The 25,292-nt window shown below is 70.7% G+C and carries 19 protein-coding genes, 2 tRNA genes and 1 pseudogene; 17 read left to right on the top strand and 5 right to left on the bottom strand.

Going from position 1 to position 25,292, the window contains the following annotated elements:
- Positions 1-65 precede the first annotated feature (65 nt).
- The 4 genes from rsfS to ABIE67_RS16490 all read left to right on the top strand — a co-directional run bounded on the left by rsfS (position 66) and on the right by ABIE67_RS16490 (position 2,073).
- Positions 66-512, top strand: coding sequence for a ribosome silencing factor (rsfS, locus tag ABIE67_RS16505; protein WP_370257839.1), 447 nt, complete (start codon positions 66-68; stop codon positions 510-512).
- Positions 509-1,180: a histidine phosphatase family protein gene (locus ABIE67_RS16500; protein WP_370257836.1), complete on the top strand. Its 672-nt coding sequence runs from the start codon at positions 509-511 to the stop codon at positions 1,178-1,180. Before rsfS ends, ABIE67_RS16500 begins: the two co-directional genes overlap by 4 nt.
- Before the next feature lie 81 nt (positions 1,181-1,261).
- Positions 1,262-1,334 (top strand) — tRNA-Ala (locus ABIE67_RS16495).
- Between the two features lie 505 nt (positions 1,335-1,839).
- Entirely contained in the window at positions 1,840-2,073 is a 234-nt protein-coding gene (locus ABIE67_RS16490; protein ID WP_003976229.1) for a hypothetical protein, read from the top strand.
- Here the strand turns inward: ABIE67_RS16490 and ABIE67_RS16485 are convergent.
- Positions 2,052-3,254: a glycosyltransferase 87 family protein gene (locus ABIE67_RS16485; protein WP_370257830.1), complete on the bottom strand. Its 1,203-nt coding sequence runs from the start codon at positions 3,252-3,254 to the stop codon at positions 2,052-2,054. The genes ABIE67_RS16490 and ABIE67_RS16485 overlap by 22 nt on opposite strands.
- 112 nt (positions 3,255-3,366) lie before the next feature.
- Here ABIE67_RS16485 and ABIE67_RS16480 point away from each other — a divergent pair.
- Positions 3,367-3,439: transfer RNA gene (locus tag ABIE67_RS16480), tRNA-Ala, on the top strand.
- Positions 3,440-3,584: 145 nt separating this feature from the next.
- Here ABIE67_RS16480 and ABIE67_RS16475 read toward each other — a convergent pair.
- Together ABIE67_RS16475 and ABIE67_RS16470 are read right to left on the bottom strand one after the other, a co-directional pair.
- Positions 3,585-5,198: an NADH-ubiquinone oxidoreductase-F iron-sulfur binding region domain-containing protein gene (locus ABIE67_RS16475; protein ID WP_370257829.1), complete on the bottom strand. Its 1,614-nt coding sequence runs from the start codon at positions 5,196-5,198 to the stop codon at positions 3,585-3,587.
- On the bottom strand, positions 5,195-6,553 hold the full coding sequence (locus ABIE67_RS16470; protein WP_370257827.1) for a cytochrome b/b6 domain-containing protein: 1,359 nt from the start codon (positions 6,551-6,553) through the stop codon (positions 5,195-5,197). Before ABIE67_RS16470 ends, ABIE67_RS16475 begins: the two co-directional genes overlap by 4 nt.
- A gap of 473 nt (positions 6,554-7,026) precedes the next feature.
- Between ABIE67_RS16470 and leuS the strand changes: the two genes are divergently transcribed.
- The 10 genes from leuS (at position 7,027) to ABIE67_RS16420 (ending at position 19,853) form a co-directional block, all read left to right on the top strand.
- On the top strand, positions 7,027-9,900 hold the full coding sequence (leuS, locus tag ABIE67_RS16465) for a leucine--tRNA ligase (protein ID WP_370257825.1): 2,874 nt from the start codon (positions 7,027-7,029) through the stop codon (positions 9,898-9,900).
- Between the two features lie 261 nt (positions 9,901-10,161).
- On the top strand, positions 10,162-10,920 hold the full coding sequence (locus ABIE67_RS16460) for a hypothetical protein (protein WP_370257823.1): 759 nt from the start codon (positions 10,162-10,164) through the stop codon (positions 10,918-10,920).
- A gap of 93 nt (positions 10,921-11,013) precedes the next feature.
- On the top strand, positions 11,014-11,859 hold the full coding sequence (locus tag ABIE67_RS16455; protein ID WP_370257822.1) for a DegV family protein: 846 nt from the start codon (positions 11,014-11,016) through the stop codon (positions 11,857-11,859).
- Positions 11,860-12,034: 175 nt separating this feature from the next.
- Positions 12,035-13,231 carry a helix-hairpin-helix domain-containing protein gene (locus ABIE67_RS16450; protein ID WP_370257820.1) on the top strand — a complete coding sequence of 399 codons (1,197 nt, stop codon included), beginning with the start codon at positions 12,035-12,037 and terminating at the stop codon, positions 13,229-13,231.
- Positions 13,228-16,128, top strand: a complete 2,901-nt coding sequence (locus ABIE67_RS16445) for a ComEC/Rec2 family competence protein (protein ID WP_370257818.1) — start codon at positions 13,228-13,230, stop codon at positions 16,126-16,128. Before ABIE67_RS16450 ends, ABIE67_RS16445 begins: the two co-directional genes overlap by 4 nt.
- A gap of 4 nt (positions 16,129-16,132) precedes the next feature.
- Positions 16,133-16,972 (top strand): arylamine N-acetyltransferase, encoded by an 840-nt coding sequence (locus ABIE67_RS16440; RefSeq protein WP_370257817.1) that lies wholly within the window; start codon positions 16,133-16,135, stop codon positions 16,970-16,972.
- An 85-nt stretch (positions 16,973-17,057) separates the two neighbouring features.
- On the top strand, positions 17,058-17,303 hold the full coding sequence (locus ABIE67_RS16435) for a hypothetical protein (protein ID WP_370257815.1): 246 nt from the start codon (positions 17,058-17,060) through the stop codon (positions 17,301-17,303).
- A 514-nt stretch (positions 17,304-17,817) separates the two neighbouring features.
- Entirely contained in the window at positions 17,818-18,807 is a 990-nt protein-coding gene (gene holA, locus ABIE67_RS16430; protein ID WP_370257813.1) for a DNA polymerase III subunit delta, read from the top strand.
- A 96-nt stretch (positions 18,808-18,903) separates the two neighbouring features.
- Entirely contained in the window at positions 18,904-19,299 is a 396-nt protein-coding gene (locus ABIE67_RS16425; RefSeq protein WP_370257812.1) for a nuclear transport factor 2 family protein, read from the top strand.
- A gap of 158 nt (positions 19,300-19,457) precedes the next feature.
- Entirely contained in the window at positions 19,458-19,853 is a 396-nt protein-coding gene (locus tag ABIE67_RS16420) for a nuclear transport factor 2 family protein (protein ID WP_370257810.1), read from the top strand.
- 277 nt (positions 19,854-20,130) lie between these two features.
- On the opposite strand, the gene rpsT is transcribed toward ABIE67_RS16420, so the two are convergent.
- Complete coding sequence (gene rpsT / locus ABIE67_RS16415; protein ID WP_370257808.1) at positions 20,131-20,397, bottom strand: 30S ribosomal protein S20; 267 nt, start codon at positions 20,395-20,397, stop codon at positions 20,131-20,133.
- Positions 20,398-20,617: 220 nt separating this feature from the next.
- Here rpsT and lepA point away from each other — a divergent pair, with 220 nt between their 5' ends.
- Both lepA and ABIE67_RS16405 read left to right on the top strand, forming a co-directional pair.
- A complete protein-coding gene (gene lepA, locus ABIE67_RS16410; RefSeq protein ID WP_370257806.1) occupies positions 20,618-22,486 on the top strand; it encodes a translation elongation factor 4 in 1,869 nt (622 codons plus the stop codon).
- Between the two features lie 274 nt (positions 22,487-22,760).
- Positions 22,761-24,635 (top strand): long-chain fatty acid--CoA ligase, encoded by a 1,875-nt coding sequence (locus ABIE67_RS16405; RefSeq protein ID WP_370257804.1) that lies wholly within the window; start codon positions 22,761-22,763, stop codon positions 24,633-24,635.
- 89 nt (positions 24,636-24,724) lie between these two features.
- On the opposite strand, the pseudogene ABIE67_RS16400 reads toward ABIE67_RS16405, so the two are convergent.
- Positions 24,725-25,283, bottom strand: a pseudogene (locus tag ABIE67_RS16400) (two-component system response regulator).
- Positions 25,284-25,292 lie beyond the last annotated feature (9 nt).

Here is a 25,292-nt window from a genome sequence, read left to right as displayed (position 1 = left end):
GTCACCGGTCCGTGAGACCCTTGGGTTCGAGTCAAACCAAGTGTCCGCCGACCGAAAGCCTTGTAGTGACCGCTACCGACCGTTCCCTCGAGCTCGTCAACACCGCCGCCCAGGCAGCCGCCGACAAGCTCGCGCACGACATCATCGCCTACGACGTCAGCGACGTACTGTCGATCACGGACGCCTTCCTGCTGGCCTCCGCACCCAACGACCGCCAGGTCAAGTCGATCGTCGACGAGATCGAGGAGCGACTCTCGAAGGAGCTCGGCGCCAAGCCGGTGCGCCGTGAGGGTGACCGCGAAGCCCGCTGGGTGCTGCTCGACTACGTCGACATCGTCGTCCACGTCCAGCACAGCGAGGAGCGCGTCTTCTACGCCCTGGAGCGGCTGTGGAAGGACTGCCCCGAGCTCGAGCTGCCCGACGACGCCAAGGCCACCCGCGGCAAGGCCGCGGAGCACGCCAAGCTGCAGGCCGCGGAGGAGGCCGCCGAGCTGGGTGGTGAGTGGCGGTGAGCGCCACCGGCGAGGTGACGGCGGGCAGGCCCGGCCGGGGCCGCCGCGTCATCCTGTGGCGGCACGGCCAGACCTCCTGGAACGTGGAGCGCCGCTTCCAGGGCTCCACGGACGTCGCCCTCACCGAGGCCGGCGTCTCCCAGGCCCGCCGCGCCGCCCGGCTGCTCGTCAGCCTCAAGCCGGACGCGATCATCGCCTCCGACCTCCAGCGCGCCGCGCACACGGCGGCCGAGCTGGCCGCGCTCACCGGCCTGGAGGTGACGCACGACGAGGGACTGCGCGAGACCTACGCGGGCGTCTGGCAGGGGCTGACGCACGAGGAGATCATCGACCGGCACGGCGAGGAGTACGCCGCGTGGAAGCGCGGTGAGCCGGTGCGCCGCGGCGGCGGCGAACTGGAGACCGAGGTCGCCGACCGCGCCGCGCCCGTGGTGCTCCGGCACGCCGAGAAGCTCCCCGAGGACGGCACGCTCGTCGTGGTCAGCCACGGCGGCACGATCCGTACGACCATCGGCCGCCTCCTCGGCCTGGAGCCCCGGTACTGGGAGAGCCTCGGCGGCCTCACCAACTGCTGCTGGTCGGTCCTGGGCGAGGGCGCCCGCGGCTGGCGTCTGCTGGAGCACAACGCCGGCACCCTGCCGGAGCCGGTGCTCGGCGACGACGACTGACGCCGACCACCCGGATTTCACTTTCCGGCAGGTCGCAGGCTAAAGTTCTTCTTGTTCGCCCCGCCAAGCGGGGAGGAACCAGGGGCTATAGCTCAGTTGGTAGAGCGCCTGCATGGCATGCAGGAGGTCAGGAGTTCAATTCTCCTTAGCTCCACAGCGAGACAACAAGATCCCGCCGATCGCTTCGATCGGCGGGATCTTCTGGTATCCACGGCGGGCGCCCGGATCAACGGCCGGGTCGGCGCGACCGGTTCGCGCGCGGCACCGGCCTCGTCGAACTGTTCGGATCCGGCTTGAGTCACTCGGGCCCCGCCAGGCGTATACCTCTCATGAGGCGCTTTGGGGTACAGGTGCGCGGGGTCCGTACGGCCGCGGAGGCTGCCGTGTCCGGACTGGTACTGAGGCGTCGCTGACCGTATTGGTCCGGCCGTGGCAGAATCAAACGGCCGGAAGGGGGCGCGGCCCGACGGGAGGGAGTTGCGATGCCTGCGAGCATCTTCGAGGAGGTCGGTGGCCTCTTCGAAGCAGCTTTGACACGGGAAACGATCACCCGCCTCAGCTGTCCTTCCTGCGGCTCCGCCCATGTCGCCCAGCTCCTTGGTGACAACGGCGGAATTTCCTACGTGTGCACGGCCTGCGGCCACAGCTGGAGCTGATCGATGGGTGCACACAGGCGAAAGTGCGACTGGTGTGGCAGCGGAACGCCGATCGTCCGTGACATGGAACCGGTGAACCCCGACTACCAGTACTGGTGCGAGGAATGCGCGCGGGCGCTGATCATAAAAGGCGACCCGATCGAGACCTACCGTGAACTCGAGGGTGAACCGATCTACGGCCGCCTCCTCGAAGAACACTGCACGCTCAAGCGTTTCTATTCCTTCGTCACGGCTTGAGTCCGGCCGGGGCTCCTGAGGGGTGCCCCGGCGATCACGAGGAAAAGGCACCCGGCCGTCCCGTAAAGGGCGGACAACATCAACTCGACGCTGTTTTGGTGCAGTTCGTGCCGTCCCGGGCCGTGCGGTACCCACCACAGCGCATACGACGAGAAGACCAGCACCGTGCCCAGCGCGACGGCCCGGTACGTGCGCGTGGCGAGGAGCAGGGTGACGGGCACGCACCACACCCAGTGGTGCGACCAGGACGCCGGGCTGACGAGCAGTGCCGTCACCGCGCACGCGGTCACCGCCCAGGGCCGCCGCCCGCCCAACTCCGCCGTCACGGCCACGCCCAGCCCCGCCGCGACCACCAGGGCCGCTGCGGGCACCCAGGCGGCCCCGGGCTCCGGCGTGTGCAGCAGTCGCGCCAGAACGCCGCGCAGGGCCTGGTTCGCCGTGTCCTCGGCGCGCCCGACGCGCCCCGCCGCGAACACGTGCTGGGTCCAGAAACGCCAGGAGTCGTACGGCAGTACAGCCGCGGCCGGCACGGTCGCCCCGGCGAACCAAAATGCCGCCACGCGCGCGTGCCGCAGCCAGGGGCTGCCGGATCCGTGCCGACGTCGGGCAACGAAGCCGGTGACGAGCAGGAACACCGCGAACAGGGCGGGCGTCAGCTTGACGGCCGCCGCGAGCCCGATGCCGGCGCCGGCCCAGCGGTCTCCCGGACGGCGTGACAGATCCCACAGCACCAGGACGGCGAGCAGCAGATTGATCTGCCCGTACCGCAACGTCGTCCAGACCGGCTCGCACCACACGGCCACGGCCGAGACCCACCAGACGGTCCCCACGCGCGTGTGCCCGACCAGATGCAGGGACAGCCGTACGAACACCACGAGCAGTGCCAGGTTCGCCGCCGTACCCAGGGTGCGCAGGGGCGCCGTGTCGAGGAGCGTCAGCGGAGTGAACAGCAGGGCCGCGAACGGCGGGTAGGTGGCGGGCAGTCGGGCGTCCGTCGTCCGCAACGCGTAGAGGTCGCCTCCGGCCCGTACGGTCGCGCCCTCGGCCCGGTACACCATCAGGTCGATCATCGAGACGTCCGCGGCCCGCTGGGCGACCCAGAACGCGGCGAAGGAGACCAGGCAGGCACCCAGGGCGACCGGTGCCCGGTGGCGAACTCCGGGGGACGCGATCACGGTCACGGAATACGACATTAGTGTGCGTATCGGTGTCGAGTGGAAACGATTTGGTGCTGCACAGGGTCGCCCGGTAATGTTGGCGTCGCCGCCGGGGAAACCGGGCGGACCAAAACATGGGGCTATAGCTCAGTTGGTAGAGCGCCTGCATGGCATGCAGGAGGTCAGGAGTTCAATTCTCCTTAGCTCCACAGTGAGATCCCGCCGGATCAGTTCGATCCGGCGGGATCTTTTTCGTGCCCGGACGCCGCTGGTTTCAGGGGCGGTTGGGGAACGAACGAGGGGCCGTCCCGGTGGGACGGCCCCTCTACGCGTGCGTGCCCGCTCTCAGCGGCCTCAGCGCCCCAACGCGCGCCTGCCGCGGCCCTGGGACAGGACCGGCAGGTTGTTGCGTGACGCGTCCTGCGCGCGGGTGTCCTCCTCGATACGCAGGGCGAGGGCGGGGCAACGGCGTACGGCACGCAGGGCCTTGGCCTCGGCGTAGCGCGGGACCATCGCCTGGGCGACGGTCGGGAAGCCGTCGGCGCCGAGCTGGAAGACCTCCGGGAGGATGTCCGCACACAGGCCGTGGCCCCGGCACAGCGTCCAGTCGACGTGGATCTTCTGGCGGCTCGGTCCGTTCTCCTCCGACTCCGCGCCGCCCGGGATGCCCGACGGGGCCCTGCCGCCCTCGAAGAGCGGCAGAACGCCCTCCACGGGCCGCCCGCAGCCGTTGCCGAGGACATGGGCCGCGAGGTCGTCCGTGAAGGCCTTGATGGTCGACTCCAGGAACATCGCGGAGCCGTCCGGGTGCGAGCACGCGCCGCGCCGCTTCACGTTCTTGGCGACCTGCTTGAGGGCCTCCAGGGCGGCCGGGCCGCCGCCGTTGAGGATGTCCTCCAGGCCGCGCGCGGCGGCCGGCAGACCGAGGTAGCAGGGGCCGCACTGGCCCGCGCTCTCCTCGGCCAGCCACTGCGCCACCCGGAGCGACTCGCCCAGCGGGCAGGTCTCCTGAGTGATCGGCAGGATCGCGCCGGCGCCGAGCGCGCCGCCCACCGCGTCCAGGGAGTTGCGGGAGACGATCGCCTCGTTGACCGTCGCCGCGTCGATCCACTTGCCGTGGTAGCCGCCGGTCAGCACGCCCTGGGGGACGGGCGGGGCACCGGCGAGCTGGAGGACGTAGCGCAGCGGCACGCCCGTGGGGACCTCGATGACCATCGGGCGGGCGACCGCGCCGGAGACCGTGAGCATGACGGTGCCCGGCTCGTCGTACAGGCCGGTATTGCCGTAGCGCTCCGGGCCGATGCGGGCGGCGATCGCGAGCTGCGCGAACGTCTCGGCGTTGGACAGCAGGGTCGGGGCGCCGCCGACGCCGTTCTGCGAGGCGCTGACCTTGCGGCCGGGCGGGATCGCCGGGCCGCCGTCGATGGAGCGGATCAGGGAGGCGGCGGCGCCGGTGACCATGCGCACCGGGTTGCGCTGCACGAACGCGCGTAGCGCGGAGCGCCGGCTGTTGCTGAGGCCGCGCTCGGCGAGGGCGGCCTCCATGGAGCGCTGGGTCGATTCCCGGGTGACCCCCACCACGAGCGTGCGGGCACCCAGGGCTTCGGCGCACAGCAGTGCCCCGTCCAGGATGAGGTGCGGGGCACGGTTGATCATCACCGTGTCCTTGCGGCAGGCCGGTTCGTCCTCGCTGCCGTTGACCACCACGACCGGCCGTACACCGCGCTTGATCGCGGCCTCCGCGACCGAGCGCAGCTTCTTGTGGAAGGGGAAGCCCGCGCCGCCGCGGCCCTTCAGGTTGATGTTCTCGGCGAGCTTCGCGAGCTGCTCGCCACCCATCGGTTCGAGCGGCCCGTGCACCTTGAGATGCATGGGCAGATCGAGCCTTTCGACAAGGTCGAAGCCCGACGTGAGCTGGGGAAGCCCGACCACGCGGACTTCGGGTACGTCGGGCAGGGCCTCGTTCACTTAAAGCCTCCGGAAGGCGTGTTCCAAGGTTCGCCCGAGCCCGGTGCGTCGAAGTCGTAGGAGGCACCGGGCAGTGTTTCAGTGGCGGGACCGCTGTTGTTGTACGTGTCGTTCTGGTTGTACGTACCGAAGACGGCGTTCGTCTCAGCGGTGTCGTACACATCACTCGAGCCATAGCCCGCGGCGCCGGAGCCATAGCCCTGGGCGCCCGAATTGCCGTAGACGGGGATGTTGTATCCCGTGTCGTTGAGCGGGTCGTAGGACGACGGGGGCGCCTCGCCCACGGGCGGTGGGGACGGGATCGGCCAGCTTCCCGAGGTGCTGCCGCCACCGTCGACGCGTGGGATCGCCTCTGTCGGCTGCATGTCCAGGGGCAGGTCCATGCGGGCGGTCTGGTCGGCCAGGTAGGGCTGCTGCTGCCCGCGGGAGCGGGGTGAGACGGCACGGTAGGCGGCGGCGAAACCGCCCGTGGACTCCGCGGCGGTGGGGGCCTGGGAGGGCATGCCGGGCAGCGGGCCCGGCCGCTCGTCGCGCGAGGGCCGCTCGCCGCGCGAGCCCCGCCTCGGACGCTGGTTCTCGTAGCCCGGCAGCGCGGACCCGGATGCCGCCCTGGCGCGGCTCTCCTCCAGCTCCTCACGGCCCGCCGACTCGTCGCGGCCGATGAACTCGGCGATCCGGTCGGCGACCTTGCGCTTGACGGGGCGCGGGGCGGCGCGCAGCGCGAGGGCCGCGGCGACGGCGACGACGCAGAGTTCGTAGCTGACCATGAAGAACGTCTTCGCCGGGCGGCCGGCGAACAGGCCGTGGATCAGCGCCGCGCACCAGGCCGGGTAGGCCAGCATGTGCATCGCGCGCCAGCGCGCGGCGACCGGCGCCGGGGAGGCGAACCGGTTGCGCAGTGCGCCGGTGATGCCCACGAAGATCATGAGCAGGGCGGCCAGGGAGCCCAGGCCGATGAGGAAGGCGCTGCCGGGGATCTCGTCGCCGCCGGCGAACACGAGGCTGAAGGGGATCAGTGCGGCGAGCGGGCTGGCGTGGTCCAGCGCCAGCTTGACGCCGATGTGCACCAGGAGGAACGCGATCGAGGCCACGGCGGTCACCCGGTGGATGCCCTGCGCGATGATCCGCTGGCGGGTGTTGAGGATCATCCGGTCCTGGGCGACGAGACCCCAGATCACCGAGCAGGTGAGACAGACGAGCGACAGGACGCCGGCGCCGAAGTTGAGGAACTCCTGGAGCCAGGTGCCGCCGAGCAGGACGACCAGGGGTATGAGCAGCAGAACAGCAGCGGTCGCCACCCCGTAGGCCGACCGGCCCGTCCTGGGGAGCGAACTGTTACTACGACGAGGGTTCATGGGGGCAACTCCGAGCGGTTCGGGAAGGCGGTCCCGGTGCCGCACTCTAAGTGGCTCCATACCGGGGGGTACGGCGTTTGAGTTATTGCGTTGTTATCTACGGGCTGTGCGGTGCTTGCGATGTCCCTTAGCGACTGTTACGCCAGGTAACAATTGAACCTTGTTCAGCTTTTCGAGGTCTTCACAACCCTCAGGTACGGAACGGGGGGCGTCGTTGTTCATGCGCGCCCCGTATGCGCGCCCGCGCGTGCGCGCCCCCGCCGGAAGCCCGTCGCGACGCGCTCGGGCGCTGCGGTACCCTGACGCCATGCGTGCCGTACGCCTTCTGCTTAGCGGGCCGCGCTGATCAGTCCCGACCACCGGGCGAATCGGATGGTCGGAATCGGCGCGGCGTCCCCTCCTGTGCGAGGGGATTTTTCGTTTCCAGAGAACCGCAGCCGCTGGCAGAGACGATCGATGGAGCTTTGAGGATCATGAGCGAGACGAACCCCGCTGCCACCGCCGAGGTGGCCGCGCCGCACCGCTACACGGCCGCCATGGCGGCCGACATCGAGGCACGCTGGCAGGACTTCTGGGACGCCGAGGGCACCTACGCGGCGCCGAACCCCGAGGGTGACCTGGGAGGCGACCCCGAGCTGGTCGCCAAGCCCAAGAAGTTCATCATGGACATGTTCCCGTACCCCTCCGGCGCGGGCCTGCACGTCGGTCACCCCCTGGGCTACATCGCCACCGACGTCTTCGCGCGCTTCCAGCGCATGACCGGCCACAACGTCCTGCACACCCTGGGCTTCGACGCCTTCGGCCTGCCCGCCGAACAGTACGCCGTGCAGACCGGCACGCACCCGCGTGTGTCCACCGAGGCCAACATCGAGAACATGAAGGCCCAGCTGCGCCGGCTGGGCCTGGGCCACGACAAGCGCCGGTCGTTCGCCACGATCGACCCGGACTACTACAAGTGGACCCAGTGGATCTTCCTGCAGATCTTCAACTCCTGGTACGACGACGAGGCGAACAAGGCCCGCCCGATCTCCGAGCTGGTCGCCGCCTTCGAGTCCGGTGAGCGTGCCGTACCGGGGCACACGCGCGCGTGGAGCGAGCTGAGCGCCGCCGAGCGCGCCGACGTACTGGGCGGGTTCCGGCTGGCGTACGCCTCCGACGCGCCGGTCAACTGGTGCCCCGGCCTGGGCACCGTCCTGGCCAACGAGGAGGTCACCGCCGACGGCCGCTCCGAGCGCGGCAACTTCCCGGTCTTCAAGGCCAAGCTGCGGCAGTGGAACATGCGGATCACCGCGTACGCCGACCGGCTGCTGGACGATCTGACCGAGCTGGACTGGCCCGAGGCCATCAAGCTGCAGCAGCGCAACTGGATCGGCCGCTCCGAGGGCGCCCGCGTCGACTTCCCCGTGGACGGCGAGCGCATCACGGTCTTCACCACGCGCCCGGACACCCTGTTCGGCGCCTCCTACATGGTGCTGGCGCCCGAGCATCCGCTGGTCGAGAAGTTCACCCCGGACGCCTGGCCCGAGGGTACGCACGACGTGTGGACCGGCGGCCACGCGACCCCGGCCGAGGCCGTCGCCGCGTACCGCGCCCAGGCCGCCTCCAAGTCGGACGTCGAGCGCCAGGCCGAGGCCAAGGACAAGACCGGCGTCTTCATCGGCTCGTACGCGACCAACCCGGTCAACGGCGAGAAGGTCCCCGTCTTCATCGCCGACTACGTCCTGATGGGCTACGGCACCGGCGCGATCATGGCCGTACCCTGCGGCGACCAGCGTGACTTCGAGTTCGCGCGCGCCTTCGAGCTGCCGATCCCCTGCATCGTCGAGCCGACCGACGGACGGGGTACGGACACCTCGACGTGGGAGGACGCCTTCTCGTCGTATGACGCGAAGATCATCAACTCCACTGGTGAGGGGGTGTCCCTGGACGGCCTGGGCGTCGCCGAGGCCAAGGCGCGCATCACCGAGTGGATGGAGTCCAGGGGCATCGGCGAGGGCACGGTCAACTTCCGGCTGCGCGACTGGCTGTTCAGCCGTCAGCGCTACTGGGGCGAGCCCTTCCCGATCGTCTACGACGAGGACGGCATCGCTCACTCCCTGCCCGAGTCGATGCTGCCGCTGGAGCTGCCCGAGGTCGAGGACTACTCGCCGCGCACGTTCGACCCGGACGACGCCGACACCCAGCCCGAGACGCCGCTGTCGCGCAACGAGGAGTGGGTCAACGTCACGCTGGACCTGGGCGACGGCCCGAAGCGGTACCGGCGTGAGACCAACACCATGCCCAACTGGGCTGGTTCCTGCTGGTACGAGCTGCGTTACCTGGACCCGCACAACAGCGAGCAGCTGGTCGACCCGGAGATCGAGCAGTACTGGATGGGTCCGCGCGAGGGCCAGCCGCACGGCGGCGTCGACCTGTACGTCGGCGGCGCCGAGCACGCCGTACTGCACCTGCTGTACGCGCGCTTCTGGTCCAAGGTGCTGTTCGACCTGGGGCACGTCTCCTCGGCGGAGCCGTTCCACAAGCTGTTCAACCAGGGCATGATCCAGGCCTACGTCTACCGCGACAGCCGTGGCATCGCGGTGCCGGCCGCCGAGGTGGAGGAGCGCGACGGCGCGTACTACTACCAGGGCGAGAAGGTCTCCCGGCTGCTGGGCAAGATGGGCAAGTCCCTGAAGAACGCGGTGACTCCGGACGAGATCGCCGCCGAGTACGGTGCCGACACGCTGCGACTGTACGAGATGGCGATGGGCCCGCTGGACGTCTCCCGGCCGTGGGACACGCGCGCGGTGGTCGGCCAGTTCCGGCTGCTGCAGCGGCTGTGGCGCAACGTGGTCGACGAGACGACCGGTGATGTGACGGTGGTGGACGCCGAGCCCGACGAGGACACGCTGCGGGCCCTGCACAAGGCGATCGACGGGGTGCGCGGGGACCTGGAGGGCATGCGGTTCAACACCGCGATCGCCAAGGTCACCGAGCTGAACAACCACCTGACCAAGGTGGGCGGTGCCGTGCCGCACTCGGTCGCCGAGGCGCTGGTGCTGATGGTCGCCCCGCTGGCCCCGCACATCGCCGAGGAGCTGTGGCGCAAGCTGGGCCACGACGACTCGGTGGTGCACCAGGACTTCCCGGTCGCAGACCCTGCGTACGTCGTGGACGAGACCGTGACCTGTGTCGTGCAGATCAAGGGCAAGGTCAAGGCCCGCCTGGAGGTCTCGCCGGCCATCTCCGAGGAGGAGCTGGAGAAGGTCGCGCTGTCCGACGAGAAGGTCGTGGCGGCACTGGACGGCGCGGGGATCCGGAAGGTGATCGTGCGGGCGCCGAAGCTGGTGAACATCGTTCCGGCGTAGGTCTTCGGCGTAGGTCATCGAGATACGCCTTCGGCGTAGGTCATCAAGGCCCGCCTCCGGCGATCGGGCCGGGTCGGGGCTGCCGTGAGTGCGGTGCGCCGGTCGGGGGCCAGGACCTCGGCGCTCGGCTCGGCGTGATCTTCGCTCGGGGTGATCCCCTACGGGCAGGTTCGGGGTTCTGTTGGAACTCCGGACCTGCCCGCTGCGTTTACCGTTGAAGAGTGACGCGGCGTGTGTCGCGACCGGCCGGAGGAGGAGTTCGTGGAAGCAGCGATCGCAGTCGTGGCCCTGCTCTTCGTGCTCTTCGTCGTGCTCGGGGCCTACGCCACGGTGAAGGTGGTCGGCGCCGCCAAACGCCGCGTGGACGACACCATCACCCACGCCCGGCGCACGGTCGAGGACCACACCCTGCGGGCCAAGTCCTTCGCCCAGCCGGGTCCCGCCGGGGAACTCGCCCAGCTACGGCTGAAGCTGCGCACCTCCATGCGGGCCACCCAGGACGCCCTCCACGCGGGCGTGGCCGAGGACGAGTCCCTCAAGGAGTCCCTCGGTCTCTTCCAGCGCCTCAGCGCGCACGGGCACGAACTGGACGCCGAACTGCGGCGCCTGGAGTCCGAGCCGGACCGCGCGACGCTCGCCGAGCGGCTGCCCGACCTGCGCGAGCGCACCGAGCGCATCGTGCACGCCGCGGACTCACTGCGCTGGGCGGCCCGCGACCGGGCCCGCCGCTTCGCCGACGACGACCTGGACACCCTCAGCGCGCAGATCGACGTGGAGGCCGGCGCCCTGCGGCACTGGCAGACGGAGGAGTCCTCGTCGTCCTCGGCCTCGTCCGCGACGCCACCGTCCCCGTGGCCGGATGCCCCCGCCGCCCAGGCCGACCCGACGACCGAGCAGACCTGGCCGGACACCCCACAGACGCAGCGGGCCGAGGAGCCCACGCGGCCCGCCATCACTCCGCCCGGCCCTCGCCCGACATACCCCTGGCAGAAGAAGACCCGCCCCGAGAGCACCACTTGAGCCCGGGTGAGCAGCAGTTGATCCGGTCAAGGCACTCCCGGGTGAGCGGGGTCGGGCTGCCGCCCGGGCGCTACGCCAGGTAACCTCCAGCTCATGTCCCGCCATGTCGCGATCGTCACCGATTCAACGGCCTACCTGCCGCCGCGGACGATGGAGCGCCACGGCATCACCTCAGTGCCCCTGACCGTGGTCGTCGGTGGTCAGGCGCTGGACGAGGGCACCGAGATCTCGACCCGTTCCCTCGCGCAGGCGTTGCAGAAGCGACGCCCCGTCACCACCTCGCGCCCCAGCCCCCAGGTCTTCGCGGAGCACTACCGCAGGGTCGCCGAGTCCGGCGCCACCGGCATCGTCTCCCTGCACCTGTCCGCCGAACTCTCCGGCACCTACGACGCGGCGGTCCTCGCGGCGCGCGAGGCGCCGGTGCCGGTGCGGGTGGTGGACACCGGGATGGTCGCCATGGCGCTCGGCTTCTGCGCGCTCGCCGCGGCCGAGGCGGCGGAGACGGGCGGCACGGTGGACGAGGCTGTCACGGCCGCGGAGAAGCGGGCCGGGGCGACCGCCGCCTACTTCTACGTCGACACCCTCGACTATCTGCGCCGCGGCGGCCGCATCGGAGCCGCGCAGGCCCTCCTGGGCTCGGCGCTCGCGGTGAAGCCGCTGCTACAGCTGGAGGACGGTCGAATCGGCCCTCTGGAGAAGGTACGGACGGCTTCCAAGGCGATCGCCCGCCTGGAGGAGATCGCGGCCGACCGAGCGGGCAGCGCGCAGGTCGACATCGCCGTGCACCATCTCGCGGCTCCCGACCGGGCGTCGGCACTGGCGGACCGCCTGCGGGCACGGGTGCCGGGGCTGGCCGACCTGCATGTGAGCGAGGTCGGGGCGGTGATCGGGGCGCATACCGGGCCTGGGTTGTTGGGGGTTGTGGTTTCGCCTCGGTGACGGGGTCTCAGGGACAGGTTTCGCAGGGCCCGCCACTCAGGGACGGGTCCTCAGGAGACCGGTCCGCAACGGGAAGTCACTCGTGTGGGTAGCGGAGTTATCCACAACTGGGCGGTAATCCCCGGGAATTGAGCAAGATCATCGCGGGTGTGCCGAGGTGTCCGATCCTCGTCGCATGGCACTTCGATCACGCACACGCACCACGACGGCAACCAGCGGCCCGGGCCGCGGCCCCCACTCCGACGGCCGCGCCCGCCATCGACGACACATGCATGTCCGGGGGCGGGCAAGGCAGCACCATGCGTCGGCGGAGGAGTTGCGGCGCAGGGCGGAGGTGATTTTCGCCGAACAGGCCGAGGAGTGGCGGGAGTCGGGAGCGGGGCCGCCACCGGGCGGGGAGGGGGATGCCCCGGGGGCTGGGGTGAGGGCGGAGCCTGCTCGGCGTGTGCGCGTCGGGGAGGAGGCTGCCGGCTCTGCAGTGGCCGGGGAATCGGGGGAGGACCTCGGCGGAGCGCGGCGCACTCGGGCGGCGGCGGGCGTGGACGATCGGTTCGCCGACTGGTCCGAGGGCCCGGACATGCGGGATGCGGACGTGGGCGCTGGCGCTGGTGCTGGGGGCGGGGCCGGGGGCGCGGGTGCTGGGGCTTGGCGGGCCCGGGCAGGGTCGGCCTTGCGGGAGCGGATGCCGGTGTGGTTGCAGGCCAGGTGTGGGCTGGAGCGGCGGAGCGTGGTCGCGCTCACCGTGGTGCTCGTCCTCGCCGCCGGGTTCGCCGTGCAGCACTTCTGGGCCGGCCGGGCACAGTCCGTGCGGGCACCCGAGGTGGTGCGGGCGGCGGCCGTGGACGGCGGAGAGCAGCAAGGCGGGGAGACCGGGTCGGGGACGTCGGCGGCCGGTGCGCCAGGTGCGCCTGATGCCGCGGGCACGGCCGCGCCCGAGATCGTGGTGGACGTCAGCGGCAAGGTGCGCGAGCCCGGCATCCACCGCCTGCCCGCGGGCTCGCGGGTCGCCGACGCTCTGCGCGCGGCCGGTGGGGTGCGTCCGGGAACGAAGACCGACAGCCTCAACCGGGCCCGCTTCCTGGTGGACGGAGAGCAGGTGATCGTCGGAGGTCCGCTCGCCGTGCCCGGGACCGCTCCCGGTACGGGCACAGGCGCCTCGGTGGGCGGGGCGGCACCCACCGCACCGGTCTCCCTCAACACGGCCACCGTGGACCAGCTCGACACCCTCCCGGGCGTCGGCCCGGTGCTGGCCCAGCACATCCTCGACTACCGCGCCCAGCACGGCGGCTTCCGCTCGGTGGACGAGCTGCGCGAGGTCAACGGCATCGGCGACCGCCGATTCGCCGATCTACGGAATCTCGTACGGCCATGAGGCGCGACGTCCACACATCCGACCGCGCACCCGGCCTCGCGCCCTCCCGCGCCGCCGTTCACGCCGCGTCCGGGAGCCGGCTGGGCGCTTCCCACCCTCGGCAGGAAGGACCGACGGATCTCCGACTCGTTCCACCGGCGCTCGCCGCCTGGGCGACGGCGGCACTGATGCTCGACGCCCCACCGGTGTGGGCGGGCGGGGTGGCGGTCGTGGGCCTGGTCGCGGCAGGGGTGCTGCTGGTGCGGCGAGGCGGGGGCAGTGACGGTGAGGCCCGCGGTGGTGAGGTCGGTGGTGGCAGGACCGGTGACGGTGGGACCGGCGGTGGTGGGACCGGCGGTGGTGGGCCCGGCGGTGGTGGGCCCGGTGGTGGCCATCCGGCCGAGCTCAGGCGTCCGGCCGTCCTCCGGCGTCCGACCGCGCCAGGGCACCCAGCCGATCTCGGGCGTACGGCCAAGCCCAGGATTCCGACGGGGCCCGAGCTGGATCGCCCGCCGGTGCAGCTCACCCGGCCGGGAAGTCAGCGCCCTGCGCCTGTGCGCATCATCCGTCCGCGAAGTCAGCGCCCTGCCCCCGTGCGCATCACCTGGCCGCGCGTCTCCGTCGGCGCGGTGCTGCTCTGCGTCGCCGCGGCCGCCGTCTCCGCGGGGCTGCACGGGGCCGATGTGCGGCGTGGGCCGGTGCCCGCGCTGGCGCGGGAGTACGCCACCGTGACCGCCGAGGTCGAGCTCACCTCCGATCCCCGGCTCACGCGGCCCCGGGTGAAGGGAGATCACATGGCGCGGACCTCCGTGCTGATCAACGCGGATGTGCGACGCGTGGAGGAGACGGATGGCGCGGCGATCGTGACGCGGGCGCCGGTGCTGATGATCATCGACGGGGGATGGGGGTCTTCTCGGGACGTCGACGAGGGGCCGAGGCGGTCCGGGACGGCCCATGGCATGCCCAGGGCCGCCGAGGACCGGCCCTCGCCCTGGCTCGGGCTCCTGCCCTCCACGCGCTTGCGGGTGACCGCGGGGCTCGCGCCCGCGATGGCGGACGGGGACCGGGTCGCGGCCGTGCTGCGAGTGCGGGACCCGGCGGTGCCGGAGGTCGTGGGGGAGCCGTCGGCGGCGCAGCGGCTGGCGGGGCGGCTGCGGGCCGGGCTGCGGGAGGCGACCGACGGATTGCCCTCGGACGCACGGGCGTTGCTGCCGGGGCTGGTCGTGGGTGACACCTCGCGGATCACCCCGGAGCTGGACGAGGCCTTCAAGGAGACCGACCTGGCGCACACGCTCGCCGTCTCCGGCAGCAATCTCACGATCATCCTCGCCCTGCTCATCGGCCCGCCCGGTATGGCCCAGCTGGCCGAGCGCCGCGGCCTCGCGCCCCGCCTCGGTATCTCCCTGCGGACGACCGCGCTGCTCGGCGGAGCGTTCACCCTCGGGTTCGTCGTGGTGTGCCGGCCGGACCCGAGCGTGCTGCGGGCCGCGGCCTGCGGGGCCGTCGTGCTGCTCGCCCTGGCGACCGGACGCCGCAGATCGCTGATCCCGGCGCTGGCGACGGCCGTACTGCTGCTGGTGCTGTACGACCCGTGGCTGGCGCGCAGTTACGGCTTCCTGCTCTCCGTCCTGGCCACGGGCGCCCTGCTCACCCTCGCGCCCCGGTGGAGCGCGGCGCTGCAACGGCGCGGGGTGCCGCCGCGGTTGGCCGAGGCACTGGCGGCCGCGGCTGCGGCACAGGCCTTGTGCGCACCGATCGTGGCGGTGCTGTCGGCCCGGGTGAGCCTGGTGGCGGTGCCGTGCAATCTGCTCGCGGAGCTCGCGATCGCGCCGGCCACGGTGCTGGGCTTCGCGGCGTTGGCGACAGCACCGCCGGCCATGCCGTTGGCCAAGGCGCTGGCCTGGTGCGCGAGTTGGCCGACCGGGTGGATCGCGGACGTCGCCCGGACCGGCGCCGCACTGCCCGGGGCGGGCGTGGACTGGCCCGGCAACTGGACCGGGGCGGCGCTGCTCGCCCTCGCCACGGTGCTGATTCTGGCGGTCGGCCGGCGGGTACTGCGGCACCCCTGGTGGTGCGCCCTCTGCGGGGTGCTGCTCCTGCTCGTGGTGGTGCAGCCGCCGCCGCTGACCAGGGTGGTCACGGGCTGGCCGCTGCCCGGGTGGCGGTTCGCGGTGTGTGATGTGGGGCAGGGCGACGCGACGGTGCTCGCGGCGGGCGAGGGGACGGGCGTGGTCGTGGACGCCGGCCCGGATCCGACGTTGGTCGACCGGTGCCTGCGCAAGCTCGGCATCACCAGGATCCCGCTCGTCGTCCTGACCCACTTCCACGCCGACCATGTGGCGGGCCTGCCAGGGGTCCTGCGTGGGCGGGCGGTGGGGGCGATCGAGACGACCGGGCACGAAGAGCCCGTGGAGCAGGTGGAGTTCGTCCGCAGGGAAGCGGCCGCCCGGCGCATTCCCGTGACCCGGGCCGCCGCCGGGGAGGAGCGGCGTACCGGGGCACTGAGCTGGCAGGTCGTCTGGCCGCCGGCCCACCCCGCGGTGGCTCCGGACGGGCCGAACGACTCCAGTGTCACCCTGCTCGTTCGGTCGGCCGGGCTGCGGCTCCTGCTGCTCGGGGATCTCGAACCCCCGGCCCAGCGGGCGCTGTTGAGATCGCCGGCGGGGGCGCTGCTGGGCGGTGTGGATGTGCTCAAGGTCGCCCATCATGGCTCGGCGTACCAGGATCCGGAGCTCATACGGCGGGCGGCGCCGCGGCTGGCGTTGATCAGTTGCGGTGCGGACAACATGTACGGGCACCCGGCTCCCGGCACCGTCGCGGCGCTGCGGGCGCAAGGTGCGGTGGTGCTGCGGACGGACGAGGACGGGGCGCTGGCGGTCGCGGGCAGGGGCGCGGAGCTGCGGGTGGCGGGAGACTGAGGGCATGGATTCCGTTGAGGTTGATGCCTATCTCCGACGGCTGGGAGTCGAGCACCCGGCGTGGCCCACCGTGGACGTGCTGCGCGAGCTGCATCTGCGCCATCTGCAGACCGTGCCCTTCGAGAACCTGTCGGTCCACCGCGGCGAGGAGATCGTCCTGGAGGAGAAGCGGCTGCTGGACAAGGTGGTGGGGGCGAGACGGGGCGGGTTCTGTTACGAACTGAACGGGGCGTTCGGGGCGTTGCTCGGCGCGCTGGGCTTCGATGTGACGCTGCTCGCGGCCCGCGTCCACGCGAAGGAGGGGAAGCTCGGGATTCCCTACGACCACATGGCGTTGAAGGTGCGGACCGTGGACGGTGGCACATGGCTGGCGGACGTCGGCTTCGGGGCGCACAGTCACCATCCGCTGGCGTTCGAGGCGCGGGGAGAGCAGGAGGATCCGGCGGGCGTGTTCCGGATCGTCGAGGCCGGGCCGGACGAGGCCGGGGCACGCGGCGGGCACGAGGCGGCGGAGGCGGTGGACCTGGACGTCGTCATGGACGGCAGACCGGAGTACCGGCTGGAGCGGCGGCCGCGGGTGCTCGGTGACTTCGTGGCCGGCGCGTGGTGGCACAGCACCTCGCCGGCCTCGCACTTCACGCAGTCGCTGGTGTGTTCGCGGGTGACGGAGGAAGGAGGACGGATCACGCTCAGCGGCCGCACGTTCAAGGCGACGGCGGCCGACGGGACGCGGGAGGAGCGGGAGCTGGGGACGGACGAGGAGGTGCTGGGGGTGTACCGGGAGCGGTTCGGGATCGAGCTGGACCGGGTGCCGACGGTTCGGAAGCCCTACCGGGACGGCTGATCCGGCACGGGGCTCGTGCCTGGGGCCGACCGAGTCCGCGGACCCGGCGCATAGGCGTCTCTCGGCGGTGCCCCAGAATTGCTCCGTGAGCGATGTGAGACATGTGCTGGTGCTGCCCGATCGCGACGCGGCGGAGGACGTCGCGGGGGCGCTCGGGGAGCGGTTCGGGATCGATGAGGAGCCGCGGCTGGTGCGGGATGCGCTGGCCGGGGAGGACGACGCCGAGGACGCGCAGTGGCTGGTGCTGGTGGGGGACGAGGAGGGGCGGCTCGATCCGGGCGAGCTGGATGAGTTCGCGGGGGAGTGGGACGGCTGGCGAGAGGAGCCGTAGCCTGCACGAGGCCCCGGCGCCCCGCCCTTCGCCCCGCGGCTCGGCGCCTGGCCTTTCACCCCGCGGCTTCCGCCCCCGCTCCGAGGCCCCCGCCCCACGCCCGCGCGACCCCCGCCCGGCCCTTGCCCCGTCCTGTCCCCGCCCGCGAGCCCCTCAGCTGGCGTCCCGCCCCGCCCTGCCCCCGTTCCGGAGCCTCTCATCTGGCGTCCCGCCCCGTCCTGCCCCCGTTCCGGAGCCTCTCATCTGGCGTCCCGCCCCGTCCTGCCCCCGTTCCGGAGCCTCTCAGCTGGCGTCCCGCCCCGTCCTGCCCCCGTTCCGGAGCCTCTCAGCTGGCGTCCCGCCCCGTCCTGCCCCCGTTCCGGAGCCTCTCAGCTGGCGTCCCGCCCCGTCCTGCCCCCGTTCCGGAGCCCCTCATCCGGCGCCCGTCCCCCAACGCCCCCGTCCCCCAACCTCCCCCGTCCCCCCACCTCCCCATCCGCATCCACTGTCAGTGCCTCATGCCATCCTTGTCGCGATGGCCAGGAAGAGTGCGAATGATGATCCCCTCGCCCCTGTGACCCTTGCTGTGGGTCAGGAGGAGCTGCTGCTGGACCGTGCTGTGCGGGAGGTGGTGGTGGCCGCGCGGGCCGCTGATGCTGATACGGATGTGCGGGATCTGGCCCCGGAGCAGTTGCAGCCCGGCACGCTGGCCGAGTTGACGAGTCCCTCGCTGTTCGCGGAGCGCAAGGTCGTGGTCGTGCGCAATGCGCAGGATCTGTCGGCCGACACGATCAAGGACGTGACGGCGTATCTGGGGGCGCCGGCCGAGGAGATCACGCTCGTGCTGGTGCATGCCGGTGGGGTCAAGGGCAAGAAGCTGCTCGACGTGGCGCGCAAGGCCGGGGCTCGGGAGGTGGCGTGCCCGAAGATGACCAAGCCGGCGGACCGGCTGGCGTTCGTGCGGAGCGAGTTCCGGGCGACCGGGCGGTCCGCGACGCCGGAGGCCTGTCAGGCGCTGGTCGACGCCATCGGGAGCGATCTGCGGGAGCTGGCGTCCGCGGTGAGCCAGTTGGTCGCCGATGTCGAGGGGACCATCGACGAGGCCGTCGTCGGGCGGTACTACACCGGCCGCGCCGAGGCGTCGAGCTTCACCGTCGCCGACAGGGCGGTCGAGGGGCGGGCCGCGGAGGCGCTGGAGGCGTTGCGGTGGTCGTTGGCGACGGGCGTGGCGCCCGTGCTGATCACCAGTGCGCTCGCCCAGGGCGTCCGGGCCATCGGCAAGCTGTCCTCCGCGCGCGGCGGACGCCCCGCCGACCTCGCGCGCGAGCTGGGCATGCCGCCCTGGAAGATCGACCGCGTCCGGCAGCAGATGCGTGGGTGGACGCCCGACGGAGTGGCGGTGGCGTTGCGGGCGGTCGCCGAGGCCGATGCCGGTGTGAAGGGCGGGGGGGACGACCCCGAGTACGCCCTGGAGAAGGCTGTCGTCACCATCGCGCGAGCGGCGCGGTCGCGGGGGCGCGCGTAGCGCGTCGGCTCCGTGATCGAGTCGACGGGGCGGCGGTGACGAGGAGAATCGGTGTGTCGGCCGTAACGCCGAAGCGACCGAGAGGTGGCGATGGTCATGACGGAACACCCGCACGCATCGCTCGTCCGCAAGACCTATGACGCCTTCACGAGCGGTGACCTGGACACCCTGCGCGGGCTGCTGGCGGGGGACTGCACCTACCACTTCCCCGGCAGCCATTCGCTGTCCGGCGACTACAAGGGGCAGGACCCGATCCTCGACGTGTTCCGACGGATCTTCCAGGAGACGGACGGGACGCTGACCGTGGAGTTGCGGCACGTCCTCGTCGATGGCCGGGGCCACGTGATGTCCCTGCACCACTCCACGGCCGAGCGCGGAGGCAAGCGCGTCGACCTGGACGGAGGCATCGTCTTCAGGATCGTCGGGGACAGGATCACCGACCTCGACGAGTGCTTCGACGACCTCGACAAACTCAACGACTTCTGGTCGTGATCCACTGGCCCGCCCCCGCTGTGATCCACTGGCCCGCTCCCCCGCTGTGACCCAGTGGCCCGCCCCCCGCTGTGATCCAGTGGCCTGTCCCCCGCCACGGAGGACAATCAGGTGTATCAGCCGTAACGCACCCATGCGATGGAGAGGTGGCGGTGGCCATGGCTGAACACCCGCACGCACAGCTCGTCCGCAAGGGCTACGAGGCCTTTACCCGGGGTGACATGGACACCCTGCGCACCGTGCTCGCCGGAGACTGCACGCACCACGTACCCGGCACCCACCCGCTCTCGGGCGACTTCAAGGGGCAGGACGCGTGTATCGACATGTACGGCCGCCTCTTCAGCGAGACGGACGGGACGTTCCGCGTCGAACTGCGCAACATCCTCGTGGACGGCCGAGGCCATGCCGTGTCCGTGCACGGCTTCACCGCCGAGCGCCAGGGCAGGCGCATAGACGAGAACGGAGCCCTGGTCTTCCGGATCGTCGGAGACAAGGTCACCGACATCGACGAGTGCGTCGAGGACATCGAGAAGGGCAACGAGTTCTGGTCCTGAACCCACCAGTCCGCACCCGTCCATGCCGAAGCCCTCGCGCCCCGTCCATGCCGAAGCCCTCGCACCCTGTCCATGCCGAAGGCCCCGCGCCCCGTCCATGCCGAAGGCCCCGCCGCCCGCCCTGGGAAGGGCGAGGCGCCGGGGCCTTCGGGTTCAAGCTGCTGAGCCCGTACCCGCGTGGCGAACGCAGGCCGCGTACAGGCTCGGGGTGCCGGTCGGGAGCGGATGAGAGAGGGCCCGCTCTGGGTCCTTCCGGCGGTCAGATCACAGAAGAGGTTCAGCCCTTGAGGGACGCGACCTTCGAAGCCAGCGCCGACTTCTTGTTGGCGGCCTGGTTCTTGTGGATGACGCCCTTGGAGACGGCCTTGTCGAGCGCACGCGCAGCAGCGCGCTGGTACTCGGTGGCCTTCTCGGCGTCACCCGCGGCAGCGGCCTCACGGGCCTTGCGGATCGCGGTCTTCAGGGAGGACTTGACGGCCTTGTTGCGCAGCCGAGCCTTCTCGTTGGTCTTGATCCGCTTGATCTGGGACTTGATGTTCGCCACGAATGAGCCTTTTCAGGTTCTGGTACGGGGCCGCACGGGACCCGCACCGGTGATTTTCTGGAGAGTGCCTCGCGCTGAGAGGGCATGAGACACAGCCACCCAGGCTACCAGTGGCCCCGCGGACGGCCCAAAACGGTCCCCGGTCGCCGCCCGTGGGACCATGGAACCTACGTATCGATCCGACCCGAGGCATAAGGCGCCTCAAGAGACAGGACCCTGCGTGCCCGCGACCCCTAACAATGTGCCCGAGCCGAGCCGTACCGACCCGGCTCTGATCCGCAATTTCTGCATCATCGCGCACATCGACCACGGCAAGTCCACGCTCGCCGACCGGATGCTCCAGCTGACCGGTGTGGTCGAGCAGCGGCAGATGCGTGCTCAGTACCTCGACCGGATGGACATCGAGCGCGAGCGCGGCATCACGATCAAGTCCCAGGCGGTGCGGCTGCCGTGGGCTCCCACCCACGAACCCGGCAACACGCACATCCTCAACATGATCGACACCCCGGGGCACGTCGACTTCACCTACGAGGTCTCGCGGTCGCTCGCCGCCTGCGAGGGGACCATCCTCCTCGTCGACGCCGCCCAGGGCATCGAGGCCCAGACCCTCGCCAACCTCTACCTGGCGATGGAGAACGACCTCACGATCATCCCCGTACTGAACAAGATCGACCTGCCGGCCGCGCAGCCCGAGAAGTTCGCCGAGGAGCTCGCCAACCTGGTCGGGTGCGACCCGAGCGACGTGCTGCGGGTGTCCGCCAAGACCGGCGTCGGCGTCGACGCGCTGCTCGACAAGGTGGTCAAGGAGGTCCCGGCGCCCGTCGGCGTCAAGGACGCCCCGGCCCGCGCGATGATCTTCGACTCGGTCTATGACTCCTATCGCGGTGTCGTGACGTACGTCCGTGTCATCGACGGCCAGCTCAACAAGCGCGAGCGCATCAAGATGATGTCGACGGGCGCCACGCACGAGCTGCTGGAGATCGGCACGAACTCGCCCGAGATGCTGGGCGCCGACGGCCTCGGCGTCGGTGAGGTGGGTTACCTCATCACCGGTGTGAAGGACGTCCGCCAGTCCAAGGTCGGTGACACCGTCACCAGCCAGCAGAAGGGGGCGACTGAGGCCCTCGGCGGGTACAAGGACCCGAAGCCCATGGTCTTCTCCGGGCTCTATCCGCTGGACGGCTCCGACTATCCCGAGCTGCGCGAGGCCCTCGACAAGCTCCAGCTCAACGACGCCGCGCTCGTCTACGAGCCCGAGACCTCCGCCGCCCTCGGCTTCGGCTTCCGCGTCGGCTTCCTGGGGCTCCTGCACCTCGACGTGATCCGTGAGCGGCTGGAGCGCGAGTTCGGCCTCGACCTCATCGCCACCGCGCCCAACGTGGTCTACCGGGTGGTCATGGAGGACGGCACCGAGCACACCGTCACCAACCCGAGCGAGTTCCCCGAGGGCAAGATCAACGAGGTGTACGAGCCCGTCGTACGCGCCACGATCCTCGCCCCGACCGAGTTCATCGGCTCGATCATGGAGCTGTGCCAGACCCGGCGCGGCACCCTGCTCGGCATGGACTACCTGTCCGAGGACCGGGTCGAGATCCGCTACACCCTGCCGCTCGCGGAGATCGTCTTCGACTTCTTCGACCAGCTGAAGTCGAAGACGCGTGGTTACGCGTCGCTGGACTACGAGCCCACGGGCGAGCAGACCTCCAGCCTGGTCAAGGTCGACATCCTGCTGCACGGCGACAAGGTGGACGCCTTCTCCGCGATCACGCACAAGGACGCGGCCTACGCCTACGGGGTGCGGCTCGTCGCCAAGCTGCGCGAGCTGATCCCGCGGCAGGCCTTCGAGGTGCCGATCCAGGCCGCCATCGGCTCCCGGGTCATCGCCCGCGAGACCATCCGCGCCATCCGCAAGGACGTCCTCGCCAAGTGCTACGGCGGCGACATCTCCCGTAAGCGCAAGCTGCTGGAGAAGCAGAAGGAAGGCAAGAAGCGGATGAAGATGGTGGGTTCCGTGGAGGTTCCGCAGGAGGCCTTCATCGCCGTACTGAGCAGTGATGACAGCGCGGGGTCGGGCAAGGGCAAGAAGTAACCGCTGGTAACAGGCGGTGACCCGGCAAACCGGTGCAACAGGGGCTCGTCGTGCGCAAGCGCGGCGGGCCTCTGCGGGTACAGGGGGTAGTTCTCTGGTTGAAGTGACAGGCCGCGAACCCTTACGCGTCGGCCGGTCGACCTTTACTCTGATCCCTGCTCGATAGTTACTCGCGAGTTAAACAACGGCACGCGAGTGAAGACCGCCGTAATGAGCCGGCCGTACCAGCCGGCTGTTGAGCCAGCCGCACAGTCGCGGGCCCCCGGAGGATGTCGTGAGCGACGCACAGACACTGATCGAGAACCGTCCGCCGAGCGTGGCGACCCTCTTCCTGGAGCGTGTGGCGGCCACACCGGACGCCGAGGCATATCGCCATCCAGTGGCACCGGCCTCGGGCGAGGGCCCGGACGAGTGGAAGTCGCTGAGCTGGGCCCAGGCCGCCGAGCGGGTCTACGCCATCGCGGCCGGGCTCATCGAGCTGGGCGTCGAGCCCGAGCAGCGGGTGGCCCTCGCCTCCTCCACCCGGATCGAGTGGATACTGGCCGACCTGGGCATCATGTGCGCCGGCGCGGCGACGACCACCGTCTATCCGCAGACCAACGCCGAAGAATCGGCCTTCATCCTCTCCGACTCCGAGAGCCGGGTCCTCATCGCCGAGGACGCGTCCCAGCTGGCCAAGGCGCAGGAGAAGCGCGCCGAGCTGCCGAACCTGACGCATGTCGTCGTCATCGACCCGGCCGGCGTCGAGACCGCCGACTGGATCCTCACCCTGGACGAGCTGGAGAAGCGCGGCGCGGCCCGGCTGGAGAAGGACCCCGAGCTGATCGAGCAGCGGGTCGGCGCGATCACCAAGGACCAGCTGGCCACCCTGATCTACACCTCCGGCACCACCGGCCGCCCCAAGGGCGTGCGGCTGCCGCACGACAACTGGTCGTACATGGCGAAGGCGATCGCCGCGACGGGCCTGGTCGGCCCGGAGGACGTGCAGTACCTGTGGCTGCCGCTCGCGCACGTCTTCGGCAAGGTGCTCACCTCCGGCCAGATCGAGGTCGGGCACGTCACCGCAGTGGACGGCCGGGTCGACAAGATCATCGAGAATCTGCCGGTCGTGCAGCCGACGTACATGGCGGCCGTTCCGCGCATCTTCGAGAAGGTCTACAACGGGGTCGCCGCCAAGGCCCGCGCGGGCGGCGGCGCCAAGTACAAGATCTTCCAGTGGGCCGCAGAGGTCTCCCGCGAGTACGCCAAGGTCACCCAGGACAACTTCCGGCGCACCGGCACCCACTCCGCGCCCTTCGGCCTCGCCGCCAAGCACAAGGTCGCCGACACGCTCGTGTACGCCAAGATCCGCGAGGCCTTCGGCGGCAACCTGCGCGCGTGTGTGTCGGGCAGCGCCGCGCTCTCCCCGGAGATCGGCTACTTCTTCGCGGGCGCCGGCATCCACATCCTGGAGGGCTACGGGCTCACGGAGTCCTCGGCCGCGTCGTTCGTGAACCCGGGTGAGGCCTACCGCACCGGCACGGTCGGCAAGCCGCTGCCCGGCACGGAGGTCCGTATCGCCGACGACGGGGAGATCCTGCTGCGGGGCCCCGGCATCATGGAGGGCTACCACGGGCTGCCCGACAAGACCGCGGAAGTGCTGGAGAGCGACGGCTGGTTCCACACCGGTGACATCGGTGAGCTGTCCCCCGACGGGTACCTGCGCATCACCGACCGCAAGAAGGACCTCATCAAGACGTCGGGCGGCAAGTACATCGCGCCGGCCGAGGTCGAGGGGCAGTTCAAGGCGGTGTGCCCGTACGTCTCCAACATCCTGGTGCACGGGGCCGACCGGAACTTCTGCACGGCGCTGATCGCGCTGGACGAGCCGTCGATTCTGGCGTGGGCCGAGGAGAACGGGCTGGCCGGGAAGTCGTACGCGGAGATCGTGGCCGCGCCGGCCACCGTCGAGATGGTCGACGGCTATGTGAAGCAGCTCAACGCCGGGCTGCAGAAGTGGCAGACGATCAAGAAGTTCCGGTTGCTGCCTCGGGATCTCGATGTGGAGCACGGGGAGATCACGCCGAGTCTGAAGTTGAAGCGGCCGGTTGTGGAGCGGGAGTACAAGGGGCTGATCGAGGAGATGTACGCGGGAACGCGCGAAGCGTAGGGGGTGGTGGGGGACTGCGTGGCGGCTGACGGTCCGTTGTGGCTGGTCGCGCAGTTCCCCGCGCCCCTTTTGGGTCGGGACGCGCATCCCTAACCGACGAGTCGGCGTATCTCATGGACCCTTGCGCGTACGTCCGTCAGGTCCGCGGGTGTATCGCCGGAGAGCTGTTCCTCCAAGGAGGCCAACCGAGCGCTCAGCTCCTTGCTGTGGACGTGCTCGCGGCTCAGCAGGCGTTCCAGTTGCCGGTTCTTGCGGTACAGGTCCAGGAACACCGAGACCTTCGCGCGTAGCACCCATGGATCGAACGGCTTGGTCAAGTAGTCCGCGGCGCCTGTCGCATAGCCGCGGAAGGCGTAGCCGGGGTCGTCCTCGACGCCGGTCAGGAAGATGATCGGGACGTCCTTGGTCTGGTCGAGGCGTTTGATGTTGGCGGCGGTCTCGAAGCCGTCCATGCCGGGCATACGGACGTCGAGCAGGACCAGGGCGAAGCGTTGCCGGAGCAGCGCCTTCATCGCCTCCTCGCCCGAACGCGCACGGACGAGCGGTTCGTTGAGGGACCCCAGGACGGCCTGCCTCCAGCGCGATCAGGTTGTCCTCATCGACCAGGAGGATGCCGGCACGCTCGTCGGTCGTTGCCTCAGCGCTCATGATGAAGTG

The organism is Streptomyces sp. V4I8 (assembly GCF_041261225.1).
In the GTDB taxonomy this organism is placed as follows: Bacteria; Actinomycetota; Actinomycetes; order Streptomycetales; family Streptomycetaceae; genus Streptomyces.
The sequence above is the reverse complement of the archived record's forward strand: the minus strand, read 5'-3'. Positions and strand labels throughout refer to the sequence as shown.